General features: G+C 72.2%; 12 protein-coding genes. 6 read left to right on the plus strand and 6 right to left on the minus strand.

The genetic code is table 11. The features are described 5' to 3' along the window. The first annotated feature begins 387 nt into the window (after nt 1–387). The 4 genes from gmd (at nt 388) to ACIPXC_RS31230 (ending at nt 5609) form a co-directional block, all read left to right on the plus strand. A complete protein-coding gene (gene gmd, locus ACIPXC_RS31215) occupies nt 388–1401 on the plus strand; it encodes a GDP-mannose 4,6-dehydratase (protein WP_401624755.1) in 1014 nt (337 codons plus the stop codon). A 245-nt stretch (nt 1402–1646) separates the two neighbouring features. Further along, nucleotides 1647–4424, plus strand: a complete 2778-nt coding sequence (locus ACIPXC_RS31220) for a DNRLRE domain-containing protein (RefSeq protein WP_401624757.1) — start codon at nt 1647–1649, stop codon at nt 4422–4424. Between the two features lie 156 nt (nt 4425–4580). Further along, nucleotides 4581–5255 carry a hypothetical protein gene (locus ACIPXC_RS31225; protein WP_401624759.1) on the plus strand — a complete coding sequence of 225 codons (675 nt, stop codon included), beginning with the start codon at nt 4581–4583 and terminating at the stop codon, nt 5253–5255. 138 nt (nt 5256–5393) lie between these two features. Next, on the plus strand, nt 5394–5609 hold the full coding sequence (locus ACIPXC_RS31230; RefSeq protein ID WP_401624761.1) for a hypothetical protein: 216 nt from the start codon (nt 5394–5396) through the stop codon (nt 5607–5609). 9 nt (nt 5610–5618) lie between these two features. Here the strand turns inward: ACIPXC_RS31230 and ACIPXC_RS31235 are convergent, their stop codons facing one another. Together ACIPXC_RS31235 and ACIPXC_RS31240 are read right to left on the minus strand one after the other, a co-directional pair. Further along, complete coding sequence (locus ACIPXC_RS31235) at nt 5619–6734, minus strand: glycosyltransferase (protein WP_401624813.1); 1116 nt, start codon at nt 6732–6734, stop codon at nt 5619–5621. An 8-nt stretch (nt 6735–6742) separates the two neighbouring features. Continuing rightward, a complete protein-coding gene (locus ACIPXC_RS31240; RefSeq protein WP_366680148.1) occupies nt 6743–7282 on the minus strand; it encodes a WcaF family extracellular polysaccharide biosynthesis acetyltransferase in 540 nt (179 codons plus the stop codon). A 108-nt stretch (nt 7283–7390) separates the two neighbouring features. Here ACIPXC_RS31240 and ACIPXC_RS31245 point away from each other — a divergent pair, with 108 nt between their 5' ends. Then, nucleotides 7391–8902, plus strand: coding sequence for a hypothetical protein (locus ACIPXC_RS31245; protein WP_401624815.1), 1512 nt, complete (start codon nt 7391–7393; stop codon nt 8900–8902). A gap of 480 nt (nt 8903–9382) precedes the next feature. Here ACIPXC_RS31245 and ACIPXC_RS31250 read toward each other — a convergent pair whose 3' ends face one another. Genes ACIPXC_RS31250 through ACIPXC_RS31260 form a run of 3 tightly spaced genes read right to left on the minus strand, consistent with a single transcriptional unit; the run spans nt 9383 to nt 13574 of the window. Next, on the minus strand, nt 9383–10618 hold the full coding sequence (locus ACIPXC_RS31250) for a hypothetical protein (RefSeq protein WP_401624764.1): 1236 nt from the start codon (nt 10616–10618) through the stop codon (nt 9383–9385). Continuing rightward, nucleotides 10615–12366 carry a lipopolysaccharide biosynthesis protein gene (locus ACIPXC_RS31255; RefSeq protein ID WP_401624766.1) on the minus strand — a complete coding sequence of 584 codons (1752 nt, stop codon included), beginning with the start codon at nt 12364–12366 and terminating at the stop codon, nt 10615–10617. Before ACIPXC_RS31255 ends, ACIPXC_RS31250 begins: the two co-directional genes overlap by 4 nt. Further along, entirely contained in the window at nt 12363–13574 is a 1212-nt protein-coding gene (locus ACIPXC_RS31260; protein WP_401624817.1) for a glycosyltransferase family 4 protein, read from the minus strand. Before ACIPXC_RS31260 ends, ACIPXC_RS31255 begins: the two co-directional genes overlap by 4 nt. 166 nt (nt 13575–13740) lie before the next feature. Between ACIPXC_RS31260 and ACIPXC_RS31265 the strand changes: the two genes are divergently transcribed. Further along, nucleotides 13741–14229, plus strand: coding sequence for an adenylyltransferase/cytidyltransferase family protein (locus ACIPXC_RS31265; protein WP_401624768.1), 489 nt, complete (start codon nt 13741–13743; stop codon nt 14227–14229). On the opposite strand, the gene ACIPXC_RS31270 is transcribed toward ACIPXC_RS31265, so the two are convergent. Further along, on the minus strand, nt 14210–14932 hold the full coding sequence (locus tag ACIPXC_RS31270) for a CDP-alcohol phosphatidyltransferase family protein (RefSeq protein ID WP_401624770.1): 723 nt from the start codon (nt 14930–14932) through the stop codon (nt 14210–14212). The genes ACIPXC_RS31265 and ACIPXC_RS31270 overlap by 20 nt on opposite strands. Nucleotides 14933–15019: the final 87 nt, after the last annotated feature.

The following is a 15019-nucleotide window of genomic DNA, read 5'->3' on the forward strand; positions in this document are numbered from 1 at the left end:
GCCGCCGGGCCCCCGGTCCGGGTGCAACCCGCGGGGCCGCCCCCCCCCCCTCCCCGGGCGACGCCCCGGGGCGTCGCCCGGTCAGGAGCGGTGGCCGGCCGCAGCCCGGGCCCGGGCGGAGCCGGTGCTGCCCAACGGGCGATACGCGGCTCCCGGCCCTGCCGGGGCGGCGGCCGGCTCCGGAACCGGAGGCCTACCGGACGGCGTCCGCAGCACAGAGCGGCGGACGCCCCGCAGGGGGCGCCTGCGGGCGGCCGTGTACGGTACGCATCCAGCCGCCCGACCGCGGCCCGACCGCTCGGTGCGCCGCCCCGCAGGGCCCGCTCCGCACCCGCCGCGAGGCGACGCAGCACAACGACACACAGCAACCACCGACAAGGGGACCCCATGGGCAAGACCGCACTGATCACCGGAGTCACCGGACAGGACGGCTCGTACCTTGCCGAGCTCCTGCTCTCCAAGGGCTACACGGTGCACGGTCTCGTGCGGCGGTCCTCCAGCTTCAACACGGAGCGGGTTGACCACATCTACCAGGACCCGCAGACGGCCAACCGGTCCTTCGTCCTGCACCACGCCGACCTCTCCGACGGCGTCGCGCTGGTGAACCTGCTCCGCGGCATACGCCCCGACGAGGTCTACAACCTCGGCGCCCAGTCCCACGTCCGCGTCTCCTTCGACGCCCCGCTCTACACGGGCGACGTGACCGGTCTCGGCGCGCTGCGGCTGCTGGAGGCCATCCGGGCCAGCGGTGTCGACACCCGCATCTACCAGGCCTCGTCCTCGGAGATGTTCGGGTCCACCCCGCCGCCGCAGAACGAGCAGACCCCGTTCCACCCGCGCAGCCCCTACGGCGCCGCGAAGGTCTTCGCGTACTGGACCACGGTGAACTACCGTGAGGCGTACGACATGTTCGCCGTCAACGGGATCCTCTTCAACCACGAGTCCCCGCGCCGTGGCGAGACCTTCGTGACCCGCAAGATCACCCGCGCGGTCGCCCGGATCAAGGCCGGTCTGCAGGACCACCTTTACCTCGGCAACCTCGACGCCGTCCGCGACTGGGGCTACGCCCCCGAGTACGTCGACGCCATGTGGCGGATGCTGCAGCAGGACGAGCCCACCGACTACGTCGTCGCCACCGGTGTGGCCGCCACCGTAAGGGAGTTCGTCGAGTCGTCCTTCTCGCACGCCGGCCTCGACTGGACCGAGCACGTGCGGTACGACGCCAAGTACGAGCGCCCCAGCGAGGTCGACGCCCTTATCGGCGACGCTTCCAAGGCGCAGGAGCTGCTTGGCTGGAAGCCGTCGGTGCTGGTGGCCGAACTTGCTCAGATCATGGTGGACGCCGACATCCGTCAGGTCGAGGACCAACTGGCGGGCGTGACGGTCCGCATCGACCGCTGAGGGCTTATATTTCCCCTACGATTTGCCGTGTTCCGGTCACGCGGGCGGTTCCATGCCAGTGTGGCCGGGGCAAACGTGCCGTATGTCCCTAGTGCACCCTCCATGCTGAACCTTTGATTCCAAGTTGGTATGCAATGGGTCAAGGGAGGTGACCAGGCCCCCGCGTGAGCCCTAGTCTGCGCCAGATACATATGGCTGTTCGGATAGTTCCAGCCATCAAACCGGGCGATTGCCCTGGGGGGCTCATGCGTAGATCAAGAGGGCTGACTGCCGCCCTCGTACTGTCACTGGCCGGTGCGGGCACCGGTATAGGCCTGGTGCTGATGCCGCAGGCGTCCGCCATCACGGCTCCGGTGGCATTCACCGCCGACCAGCTGCCGACCTGGCAGCCGGACGGCATCGTCTGGGCGATGGCCCAGGCCGAGGGCACCGTCTTCGCCGGCGGAACCTTCTCCGCCGTCCGTCCGCCCGAGGGTGTGGCGGGCGCCGAGCGGGAGGCCGTGAACTTCGTCGCGCTCGACGCCGCGACGGGCAACCCCACCTCCTGCAAGCTGGCCTTCACCATCGGCGACGGCACCGCGACGGTGCGCACGCTGGTCGTCTCGAAGGACAAGAAGACCCTCTACGCGGGTGGCTACTTCGGGGCCGTCAACGGCACCCCGGTCTCCAGCGTCGCGGCCATCGACATCGCGAGCTGCACCCCCAAGGCCGCCTTCCACCCGGGCTTCCCGGCCACCGTGCGCGGACTCGCCGTCACAGACGACACCCTGTACGTGGCCGGCGACTTCAACACCGTCGAGGGCCAGACCCGTCAGCGGTTCGCCGCAGTGGACGCCTCCTCCGGGGCGCTCAAGCCCTTCAAGGCCGACGCCGACGAGCCGGGCCGGGCAATCGAGGTCACCCCCGACGGCAAGAACGTCCTGCTCGGCGGCGACTTCTTCACGATCAACAACGCCAACAGCCACGCGCTGGCCGTCGTCGACGCCATGTCCGGCGCCGTGAAGAAGACCTACAGCAACATCCCGTCGAACTCCGTCGTCAAGGACATCTCCACCGACGACACCGGCTTCTACACGGGCAACGAGGGCTCCGGCGGCGGCGTCTTCGACGGCCGCATCGGCCTGCGCCTGAGCGACTTCACCGAGAAGTGGCGCGACCGCTGCCTCGGTGCCACGCAGTTCGTCCTGCCGTACGAGGGCGTCCTCTACAGCTCCTCGCACGCGCACGACTGCTCCACCGAGCAGGAGTTCCCCGACGGCAAGCGCCACTTCCTGCTCGCCCAGCCGACCAACCACGAAGGCTCCGCCCCCGCGCCCGTGGACGGGTTCGTGCGCGGCCCGGGCAAGCTCGGCTGGCACCCCACGGCCAACGACGGTCTCGGCGAGGGCATCGGCCCGCGCGTGATGGCGGTGGCCGAGAAGAACGACGTGAAGTACATGTGGGTCGGCGGTGAGTTCACCCTCATCAACGGCAAGGCCCAGCAGGCTCTGACCCGCTTCGCCTCCACCGGCGACGTCGGCGCCCCGACCACCCCGGTGGCCAGCGCCTCCAGCGTCAAGCCCGGCGAGGTCCAGGTCCGCTGGCGGACCAGCTACGACGCGGACGACAGCAAGCTGACGTACCGCATCTACCGCAACGGCTCGGCCACCCCGGCCGCCACCGTCACCGCGAGCTCGCTGGAATGGGAGCGCCCGCAGGCCTCCTGGAACGACACCACCGTCAAGGCCGGACAGTCGTACTCCTACCGGGTGACCGCGACCGACGCCGCCGGCAACACCAGCGCCCTGTCGGCCACCACCAAGGTGACCGTCCCGACCTCGGTCCAGTCCTACCCGAACCAGGTCCGCACCGACGGCGCCGAGCTGTACTGGCGCTACGACGACGTGGTCAGCCCGTACGTCGCCGACTCCTCGGTGTCCGGCAACCGCAGCGGCATCCAGGTCAACGCCCCCGCCCTGAAGCAGTCGCCCGGCGCGGTCCCCGGCAGTAACGCCATGGGCTTCAACGGCAAGAGCCAGAAGGTGCACAGCGACCGCCGCCAGACGGTCGGCAACACCTTCACCATCGAGACCTGGTTCAAGACCAACACCACGCGCGGCGGCAAGCTGATCGGCTTCGGCAACAACACCACGCGCAACAGCGGCTCCAACGACCGCCACATCTACATGACCAACACCGGTCGCCTGGTGTTCGGCGTCTACAACGGCTCGACCCGGACGGTCTCCACCGGCCTGTTCGACACGTACAACGACAACAAGTGGCACCACGTGGTCGGCACCCAGGGCCCCGGCGGCATCACGCTCTACGTCGACGGCCAGAACAAGGGCTCGCTGAACGCCACCAGCAACGGCACCTACGCGGGCTACTGGCACGCCGGCGGCGACAACCTCTCCGGTTGGCCGACCCGCCCGACGAGCAACTTCTTCGCCGGTCAGCTCGACGAGACCGCCGTGTACCCGACGACGCTCACCCAGGCCCAGGTCAAGAACCACTTCGACCTGGCCAAGGCTCCCACCGACACGGTCTCCACGGTCAAGACGACCGAGGACACCTACATCAACCAGGGCGCCCCGAGCAGCACCTACGGCACCAGCACCTCGCTCGCCGTCCGCGGCAGCGGCTCGCTGTACGAGACGTACATGCGCTTCGACCTGCCGGCCGCCCCGGCCGGCCAGGTCCTGAAGTCCGCCTCGCTGCAGTTCAAGACCAGCACCCAGGCGAGCGCCGGTACCGCCAACACCGTCTCCGTGGTCCCGGTCACCGGTACCTGGAGCGGCGCGAGCACGACGTTCAAGACCAAGCCGGCCCTCGGCGCCACCCCGCTCGGCAGCATCGCGGGCGTGCCGGACGGCTCGGCCGTGCACAACGTCCCGCTGGACACCGCCGCGGTCACCGCGGTGCTGGGCAGCAGCTACAGCCTGGGCCTGACGAGCAACGGCAGCGACCCGCTGTGGCTCTGGTCCTCGGAGTCCACGGCCGCGGAGGGCACTCCGCAGCTGGTGCTCACCTTCGGCGCGCAGTAGCACGAAGCACCGCCTGACGGAATGCGGGGCCCGGCTGCGTGGCCGGGCCCCGCACTCCTGTGCACACCCCCTCGGGGGTGGGCACACGGATCACGGCCGGACCGTTCGATCCGGCCCCGGTCCACCGCACACCCCCTTGAGTACGGGAGCCACCCGATGTACCGACGCTCCGCAGCGGCCGCTGTCCTGCTCGCCGCCGCCCTGACGCTGACCGCCTGTAGTTCGGGCGGGGACGACGCCGACGCCCAGGCGAAGCCGAAGCCCCCGGCCTCCTCGGCGGCACCCGACCCGGCGGACACCCCGGCCCCGTCGGAGCCCGCCCCCGACGCGAAGCCGACCGGCCCCGTCCTGCCCGACGCCAAGCTGACCCCGAAGACGGGCAGCTTCACGGCCGAGGAGAAGAAGTACCTGAGCGGCCGGGTCCCGGAGAAGATGGACCCGGCGGCCGTGCTGCAGACGGGCCAGGAGGCCTGCCAGCGGGTGGCGCGCACCGCCAAGCGCGACAAGGACGCGGCGACCGGCGCCATCATCACCGGTGAGATCCGGGGCGCCAAGGACGCGATCACGCACCTGTGCCCGGACCAGAAGCCGGTCCTCGCCGCTGCGGAGAAGGGCTTCCCCGAGGGGCCCCGCACCTCTCCCGCGGCGGGCAATTACCGCGCGCTGACCCAGGCCACGAACTGCACCTGGGAGGCCAAGAGCAAGGACGGCTCCGTCCTCGCCTCGGGTCCCGAGACCCCGCCCAAGGCCGGTGACAAGATCACGGCCACGATTCCGGCCGGCACCGCGGAGTTCAACTCCTCCGGCTGCTACGCCTGGATCCCCGCGTAGCACCAGCGCAGCACCGCACCACCGCAGTCGCGAAACGCCCCGCAGGACCGGACTTCCGGCCCTGCGGGGCGTTTTCGTGCCCGGAGGCGGGGTAGCCGCGCGGTCACAGTCACAGTCACCGCGCCGGAAGGCGGACCCATGGGCATCGGCGGATGCATGGGCCTGATCGTGGTGGGCGCCGTACTCACCTTCGCCGGCGACTGGGAGATGGAGAGCGTCAACCTCGACCTGGTCGGCCTGATCATGATGGCGGTGGGCGGGATCGGCCTCGCCGTCTACACCAGCATCTACCGCAGGCGCCGGGCGACGGGCGCGATCCCCGTGGTGGAGGAACACCGCCGGGACGTCATCTGAGGCCCGGCCTCAGCGGCCCAGCGCCGCCCCGTACACCGGCAGCAGCGTGTCGAGGACCGCGTCCATGGAGAACGACCCGTCGGCCAGCGCGCGCGCCGCCAGCGAGGCCCCGCGGTTCGCCGCCGGATCCAGCAGGTCCAGGACCGCGGCGGCCACGCCCGCGGGACCGGGGTCGACCGCGCGGCCGGCTCCCGCCCGCGCGATGTCCCGGGCCAGGCCGTTGGAGTGCGTCACCACCGAGGGGACGCCCACCGCGAGGGCCTCCAGGACGGACATCGGGAACGGCTCGTCCACCGAGGGCAGGACGTAGACGTGGGCCCGGCGCAGCTCCGCGAGCACCTGCTCGCCCGACAGCGCCCCGGGGACCGTGAACCGGTCCGTCAGGCCCAGCGCCCCGATCCGGGCGCGTACGGCCCCCAGCTCGCCCTCGTCCGGCCCCGCGACCACGAAATGCGCGTCCGGGTGCTGCGCGAGGACCGCCGGGGCGGCGTCCACGAAGTCCACCGGCCGCTTACGGGCCTGCAGGCGCGCGGAGTACAGGATGCGCGGTGCCCCCTCGGGCGCGGGCCGCTCCTCCTGCGCCGGGGTCCCGTTGACCAGCCGGACCGCGTTCGCCAGCGGTGCGCCGACCACCGCGTCCAGGCCCTCCCGCTCGTGCGGGGTCAGGTACAGCACGGTGTCGGCGCCGCGCAGCAGCCGGCGTACCGCCACCGCGTCCAGCACCTTCGCCAGGAGCTTCTCGCTCGGGTCCACCATCCCGTGGGTCTGGAGCACCAGCGGCTTGCCCGCGCGCAGCGCCGCCAGCGCCACCGGCAGGGTCACCAGGTCACGCGCCAGGTGGACGTGCACCACGTCGGCATCGCGCACCAGACGGCCGGCCGAGGCCAGCAGCGCCGGCGAGGTCATGCCGCTGAATCCGAGGGGGAGCAGCCGACGGGCCGGGAACAGCTTCGCCGGCACACCCTCCACGGATGAGGGCCATGCGTCGAAGCCGTCGCCCAGCGCCAGCAGCCGCGCCTCGTGACCGCGGGCCCGCAGTCCCTTCGCCAGGTTCAGCGCGACCCGCACCGGGCCGCCGAAGGCGTGCGAGGGGGAGTGCAGGGTGACGGCGTGCAGGACTCTCATCGCGGCACTCACTTGGGCTCCTCCACCGGGCGGCGACGCCCGTCCTGGGTCTGCAGCGTCAGTTCCGGCAGGTCCTTGTGCACGACGGCCCCCGCGCCCGCGACGGCGCACCGGCCGACGGTCACCCCGGCGAGCACGGTGGCCCGTACCGCCACCCAGGCGCCGTCCTCGACGGTGATCGGGGCGTTGCGGTAGCGGAAGTCGGCGGCCCGGTGGTCGTGCGAGCCGGTGCACAGCATGGCCTCCTGCGAGAGGCACACGTGCGAACCGATGGTCACCGGCTCCAGGTTCAGCACCCAGACGCCCTCGCCGATCCACGCGTGGTCCCCGACGGTGAGCTTCCACGGCCACAGCACGCGGACCCTGTGCCGGATCAGCACGCCCTCGCCGATCTTCGCCCCGAAGGCCCGCAGCAGCGAGACGCGCAGCCGGGCCGGACAGAACCAGGCCATGAACACCGTGTTCATCACGGCGAACCAGAGCGCCTGCGTCAGCAGCCCGCGCCCCTTGTCGTACCCGGCCAGCGTGAAGGAAGGAAGGTCACGCAACAGATGCCCCCATCGTGCTCTCGGCCGCGGCCTCCCCGGGCGCGGCCCGCTCAGACTAGACTGCGCGCGGACCAGGCACATCGGGTGGGGGCGGCAGTGACGACGGACATACGCAAGCCCTTCGCAGCGTCGGCCCGGCCGGTCGTTCCGTCCCCCTTCGAGGACGAGAGCACGTGGGGCCGGGAAACCCTCCCGCGCACGCTGCTCTCCCGGGCGCTGTCCGTACCGCTCGCGCTCGGGTTCACCGTCTTCCTGCCGCTGTTCGTCGCCGTCCAGACGGGCGCGGGCGTCCGCGACGCGGCCTTCTGGCTGCAGCTCCTGCTCACCATGTACGCGGGCGCACGCCTCTCGGCGATGGTGCTCACCAGCCGCCGCAAGCTCCTCCAGGGCTCCTTCTGGCTCTTCGTCTACATGGCCATGGGCGTGGCCCCGCTCGCACAGGCCGTCCTCGGGCAGGTGCCGACGCCGGTCGTCGGCCCGCGTTCCGACCTGACCGCCGCCGTCGGGCTGGTGCTGCTCGGCTGCACGGCGTTCGACGTGGGCGTGCTGCTGGCCCGGCACCGGCCGGCCGAGCGCGCGGGCGGCTCCCAGAAGGCGTCGAGGCCCGTCATGGCGCACCGGCGCCGGCTCCAGCTGCTGGCGGGTCTGTCGTTCCTGTGCAGCGCCGCCTTCATCATGAAGCTGGGCGGCCCCGCGGTGTTCTTCTCCAGCCGTCAGGAGATCATCGCCGGTATCGAGGAGGCGGGCGTCTCCAACGGCGACGGCCAGGCCGGCCAGGCGCTGCTGCGCGGCTTCGGCACCGTGCCGGCGCTGCTGGCGCTGCTCCTCTACACCCGCTGGCTGATCACGTCGAAGTTCGCCCGCCGCAAGGTGTCGGTCATCGTCACGTGGGCGGCGCTCGCCGGACTCAACCTGATCGTCAACAACCCGATCTCGAATCCGCGGTACTGGTTCCTGACGGTCATGTTCGCGCTGCTGTTCACCGTCTTCCCGGTGAGCGCGGCGATGTACCGGGTGGCGCTCTCGATGGCGGTGGTCGTCGCCCTCCTGATCTTCCCGTTCGCGGACCGCTTCCGCTACGACGAGAAGAACTACCGGCCGGTGGAGACCACGTCGTTCCTGGAGCCGATGGCGCTCAAGGACTACGACCAGATCGGCATGTTCGCGAACACCATCACCTTCTCGGAGTCGGGCCCGGGGCACTTCTACGGGCGCCAGCTGGCCGGGTCGATCTTCTTCGCGGTGCCGCGGTCGGTCTGGGAGGGCAAGCCGAGGGACACCGGCGTGATGGTCGGCCAGTGGATGGGCACGGTCAACACCAACCTCTCCTCGCCGATCTGGGCGGAGCTGTGGCTGGACTTCGGGCCGCTGGGGATGGGCGCCGGCCTGCTGGGCATGGGGTACGCCGCCGCGCGCGTCGACCGGCGGTACGCGAAACGGGCCACGCGGCGGTCACCGCCGGGGAGCCTCATCTCGGTGGTCGTCCCGCTGGTCGCGGGCTACTCCTTCATCCTGCTGCGCGGACCGCTGCTCCAGGCGTCGGGACGCGTGGCGATCGCGGCCCTCTGCCTGGCGCTGGTCGCGACCCACCGCACGGACAAGGCCACCACCCTCCGCTGACGCGCGGCCCGTTGCGGGGACACCGCCCCGCGCCTCGATCGCCGACGGGGCCGAAAGAACGGGGCTCCGCCCCGGACCCCGGGCCGCAACCTCCCCCAGCTACCGCTGGGAGGGGCCCCGGGCGGGGCCGGGCTTGTTCGCCCCGGCTTCCCTGCACAGGTCGGCGAGGCCGACATTGCAGCCTCGCCGGGGATTGTGGTGCGGGGTCCGGGGGTAGCCCGGTGCTTGCGGCGCCGGGTCCGGGCGGAGCCCGATGCTTGTGGCCTCGCCGGGGATTGCGGCGCGAGGTCCGGGGGTAGCCCGGTGCTTGCGGCGTTGCCGGGGATTGTGGCGCGGAGTCTGGGCGGAGGCCGATGCGTGCGGCCTCGCCGGGGATTGTGGTGCGGGGTCCGGGCGGAGCCCGATGCTTTCAGCCCGTCCGGCGCTTGAGGACCGGGTCCGGGCGGAGCCCGGGGAAGGGGAGCGGGGCCCGCGCAGCGGTCAGGCCGCGGGGGCGGCCGCCCGCCGGGGCTCGTCGGGCTGCGGAGCAGCGGGGTCCAGGCGGGCGACCCGAAGCCAGGCGGCCAGGGCCTTGATCGCGGAGCCGGCCGCCAGGCCCCACGCGGCGCCCGCCACACCCCACACCGCGTACCCGCCCAGCAGCAGTCCCACGGACAGCAGCGAGAAGACCACCTGCAGCGAGAGCGTGGCCTTCGGGGCGAGCACCCGCAGGGTGAGCAGCGCACACGTCCCCAGCCCCATCACCGCGTACTGCGCCCCCGTCGCCGGCAGCAGCGCGGACGCCGACGCCCAGGTGTCGCCGAGCAGTTCCCGGCCCAGCCGGTCCGGCAGCAGGTACAGGGCCGCCGCCCAGCCCGCGCCGACCGCGGCCAGCACCAGGCCCAGCGCCGCCGTCGCCCGCACCGTGGCGCGCTTGCCGGCGAGCCGCCCGAGCACCGGCGGCCCGAAGGCGTTCGCAGAGTTGAACAGCACGTTCAGCGGCCCGAACAGGGTGGTCGCACCCCGCAGCGCACCGACGGCCAGCGGCGTGGCGAAGACGCCGAGGCCCAGCACGGCGAGCTGGCTGGAGCCGTTGCCCACCGCGAACTCGACCACGAACCGCTGCCCGAGATGCCCGCGGCGCAGGTACGGCCGCAGATCCGCGCGGGAGCCGTGGACGTACGGCCGCAGCAGCCACAGGCCGAGCCCCAGCGCGGGCAGCGCGGAGAGGCCCCACGCCAGCACCAGCCGCCCCGCCGAGGCCCCTTCGGGCTGCAGGGCCAGCGCCGCGACCACGCACACCAGCCGCAGCGCGTCCGCGGCCAGCGCCCGCTCGGGGGCGCGCAGCGCGGAGAAGCAGTAGCGCAGCCCGTCCTGGAGAAGCACCAGCGGCAGCACGAGGCCCAGCGCGAGGAAGGCCCGCCCGGTGGCCCCGGGGAGTGCCAGGCCCACCACCGCGAGCAGTACGCCCGCGGCGGCCGACGCGGCTCCCGTGAAGCCGGTGGCCGAACGGCAGGCCGCGGCGAGCCCCTCGCCCTTCTCCAGGACGAGGCTCTGGCCGACGTAGGCCATGTTCAGCCCGAGGAGCACGCTGAAGGTCACGTACACCATCGAGAAGTCGGCGAAGGCGGAGGCCGACGACAGCCGTGCGGCCAGCACCAGCACCAGGATGTTGGTGGCGCTGGAGGCGGCCTGGTCCAGGACCGAGGCGACGGCGGCGAGGCCGCGTCGGCTCACCTGCGGCCCATGCGCACGGTGCGCAGCGCGACGGTGTCGGTGCCGTCACCGGGGATGTGCTGCTCGGGCTCGGCCACCTCGTAGGGGATCGGCTGGGGCTGCGGTACGGAGTTCCCCGGCTTCGCGGGCGCCGGACCGGCCGCGGTCGTGCCGCCCTTGCCCTTGTTCTTGCTGCGCTTCTCGCCGGGCAGCGGAGCGTGCAGCACCGCGCCGAGCACGGTGCCGCCGGCGCCGCTGATGAGTTCGCGGATCCGGATGAGGTCGGTGCGGTGGATGGCGCGCGGGTCGCTGACGACCAGGACGCCGTCGACACGGTCGACGAGGGCGAGGGCGTCGGCGTACGAGAGCACGGGCGGGGCGAGCACGACGACGGTGGAGTTGGGGGCGTCGGCCTCGGAGATCAGCCGGGTGGCGCGGGCGGAGGTCAGCGCACGCGGCACGTTGCGCGCCCGGTCGCCCGGGATGAGGTCGAAGGAGCCGGACTCGCCGGCGTCCACGACGAGCTGGCGCCCGTCGGGCCACTCGGAGTCGGAATGGCGCCCGGGTGCGGGCGCACCGCCCTGGCCCTGGCTCCAGCGGGGGCGGCCACCGGCGTCCGTCGGCAACTGGCTGGCCAGCACCGGCGTGCGCAGGTCGGCCTCGATGAGCAGGACGTCCTTGCCGGTCTCCGCGAAGGAGGCGGCGAGGTTGACGGCCACCGCGGCGGCGGTCTCGCTGCTGCCGCGGGGTGCGACGACGAGGAGCCGGCGCCGGTCGGCGAAGCGGGAGTCGTAGGCGAGGCGGAAGGCCACCGAGCGGTACTCCTCGGCGAGCCGGGGGTCGGCCTCACCGGCGGCGAGCAGCGGCCCGCCGCCCGTCCGGTCCCGCGGCAGGTAGCCCAGTACGGGGGCGCGCAGGGCGCGGGCCACGTCGCCCTCGGAGCGGGGCGCCGGGTCGAAGACCAGCCGGACCCAGGCGGCCAGCAGGCCGAGGGCGAGGCCCACGGCCGCGCCGAGCGCGAGGGACATGACGATGCCGGGGCCGTCGGTGGCGGTGGGCGGGGTCGCGGCGCTGGTGACGCGGCCCGGGGTCATGTCGAGGGCCTCAAGCTTGGTGATCTTGCTGTTGTAGCCGCCGACCTCGCTCTGCAGGTCGGTCTTGGCGGAGCCGGCCGCGTCGCGTCCGGCGCCGGCGGGCATCCGGGCGATCTCCTTGGAGAGCTCGTCGAGGTTCTTGGCGACCGGGTCGCGCTGGTCCTTGTAGCCCTTGACCATCTTGTCGCGGGTGGCGTCGAGGGACTCCTGCCGCTTGAGGAGGTAGGCCTCGCTCATGGCGTTGGCGCGCTTGGCGGCCTCCTTGGCGGAGTCCGCGGTGTAGGTGAAGCGCAGCACCAGGGTCTGGGGCGGGTTGGTCACCTGCAGGCCGGAGCGCAGGGCGGCGAAGTCCTTGGCGGACACCCCGAGCTTCTTCGCCGCCTCGTTGGCGGTGGAGGAGCTGAGCGCGACCTGGCGCTCGGAGCCGACGTTGATCGCCTTGTCGGGGGCGAGGCTCGGGTTGAACGGGTCGTCGGTGGGCGCGCGCAGCACGATGTCGGCGGTGGCGACGTAGGTGTCGGCGGTGGATATGCCGAGGTAGACGCCGCCCAGCAGGCCGACGGCGATGCCCGCGCCGATCAGTCTGCGGTAGCGCAGGAGCTGCCGGAACTGGTCCCTGAGGAGGTCGGGTTCGTCGTCGGCCGGTGCCGCTGCCGGGCGGTTCGTCTCGATCACGGCCGGGTTCCCCCAAGTGCTTCGTCCATCAGTGCGTCGATGCGGGCCAGGCCCGCTTCACGGCTCAGGTGCGCCGCTACGTGGCGGGGTCCGGCCGCTCCCAGTGCGTCCGCGCCCTCGGGGTCCTCCGCCAGGGCCCGTACGGCCTTCAGCAGGGCCTCGGGGTCCTCCGGCGGTACGAGCACCCCTGCGCCCGAGCGCTCCACCTCCTGGGCCGTCCCGCCCTCCGCCGCCACGGAGGCGACGACGGGCCGGCCGGTCTGGAAGTAGGAGGTCAGCTTCGACGGGACACTCATGTCCAGCACGGCGGCGTGCTGTGTGACCGCGAGAACGTCCGCCGCCGCGAGGATATCCGGGAACTCGCCGTCGGCGGCAGGGGGGATGATGTCCAGATTCGGTACGTCCGCGGAGAGGTCCGCGAGCGCGGAGCGCTGACTGCCGTCGCCCATCAGGACGAAACGGACCTTCGGGTCCAGCCGGGCGGCGCCCACCAGGACTTCGAGTCCCTGCTTGAGGCCCATGTTCCCGGAGTGCAGGACGACGGTCTCGCCGGGTCCCCAGCCCAGGTGGCGGCGGGTCTCGCCGCGCGGCCTGGTCGGCTTGGGCACGTGGGACCAGTTGGGGACCAGGCGGATCCGGCCGGGGTCCACGCCCATGCCGACGACCCGTTCCACGAAGGTCTCGTGGATGACGCCGACGAGGGTGGCCCGCTTGAGGGCGTACGCCTCGGCGCGGCCGGCGATCGCGGCCGCCTTGTCGCCGCCGCTGATCCCGCTCTGCGCGGCGGCGGCGCCCATGAGGTCCTGGACCACGGGGACGTAGGGGACCTTCCAGCGTGCCGCGAGCCGGGCGGCGAGCACTCCGCCGGCCAGGCTGGGCATCTGGGCGAGCACCGCGTCGGGCCTGGGCATCCGCGGCGGTGCCACGGCGCCGTGCAGGAGAATCGATCCTTCGAACAGGGCCCGCTTCACGGCGGTCTGGCGGGGCGGCACGGTGTGCGCGCGCCGGTGCACGGTGACTCCCGCGCGCTGTTCCGTGCGCCGGAGCGCCCCCCTGTACTCCGGTTCGAGCGACCACGCCGGGTAGTGCGGCATGCCGGCGAGGACGTGTGTCTCGTGGCCGAGATCCGCCCAGTGCTCCGCGATCTGCGTCGCATACGGGCCGATGCCCGCGTGTTCCGGAGCGTAATTGGTGGAAACCAGCAGCATGCGCCGCTGACCGGATCTCGACACCGAGCGTCCCCTCTTCCCCTGGATGATGCGCACGTCACCCTATTCGTTCACCCGCGTGATGCGGAACGTGCACGCTATTGTCTGCTAATCCGCTGCACCGGGGGGTGCGGCCGCTGGGGATGAAGAGATGACGGAGCGGTACATGTCCGACATTGGAGCGCCTGTGCGCCGACCGTATCGAGTCGGTTACGCGCCGGGTGCCTACGATCTATTCCATATCGGGCATCTCAACATTCTTCGGCACGCCAGAAGTCAGTGTGACTACCTGGTCGCCGGAGTCGTCTCCGACGAGATGGCCGAACTCGCCAAGGGCCGCCGCCCGATGATCCCGCTCGTCGAGCGCCTGGAGATCGTGCGCAGCGTCAAGTACGTGGACGCCGCCTTCGTCGAGACGGTCCCGGACAAGGTGGAGACCTGGAAGCAGGTCCGCTTCGACGTCATCTTCAAGGGCGACGACTGGCGCGGCACCCCCAAGGGCGACAAGCTGGAGAAGGACTTCGCCGCCCACGGCGTCGACGTCGTCTACTTCCCCTACACCGTCCACACCTCCAGCACCCAGCTGCGCCGGGCACTGGACGCGCTCGCCGGACCCGCTCCGGCGCCGGGACAGGTCACCGGCGAACGGCGCTGAGTTCCCGGAACCACTTGGCGAGGAAGGCCAGCAGGAACAGCGTGGCGACCCCGCCCAGTCCGGCGTACGCCCAGGTGAACAGCCTTCCGCCGCCGAGCAGCAGGAACACCAGGCAGAACACCCCGTAGTCCACGGGCAGCAGCGCCACCGCGCGCAGAGTCGACGGCGCGGCGGCGGGGCTTCCCGGAGCCGGCCTGGGCTTGAGCTTCTCGGTCAGCAGGCCGCCGAAGAAGGTGACGACGGCGGCGAACTGGAAGCCGAGCGGCACCAGCAGCCAGCCGTCGGCCGTCGTGCCGTACTCCTCGGGGAACCGGTAGAACGCGATCAGCACGCACGAGTGGAGCGCCGTGAGCTTGGCGGCGTCCACGACGTGGTCCAGCCACTCGCCGGCGGCACTGCCGCCGCCGCGCAGCCGGGCCAGCTGCCCGTCGGCCGAGTCGAAGGCGAAGCCGACCGCGAGCGCGGCCCACACCGCGAGCCCCAGCGCCCACGAGGGCCCGGTCAGCGCGACCGCGGCCACCGCGGCGAAGCTGAAGGCGGCGCTGATCAGAGTCACCTGGTTCGGGGTGAGCCCGAGGGCGTAGGAGCCGGCGGCCAGGTAGCGCCCGGTGGGCCGGTTCACGAACCGTGAGTAGAGCGACACCCCCTTCGCCGACTTCTGCGCCCCGCGCAGTTCCCGCAGTGCGGTCCCGACTCTGCCCATGCAGGGGCTCCCCTCAGCGACGATGTCGAACACATCATCGCAGCACAGTTGGTCGGTTTCGTTCCGGACGTCGCGGCATCGCCGAGG

Origin of the sequence: Streptomyces sp. NPDC090021 (assembly GCF_044748225.1) — a bacterium.
GTDB lineage: Bacteria > Actinomycetota > Actinomycetes > Streptomycetales > Streptomycetaceae > Streptomyces.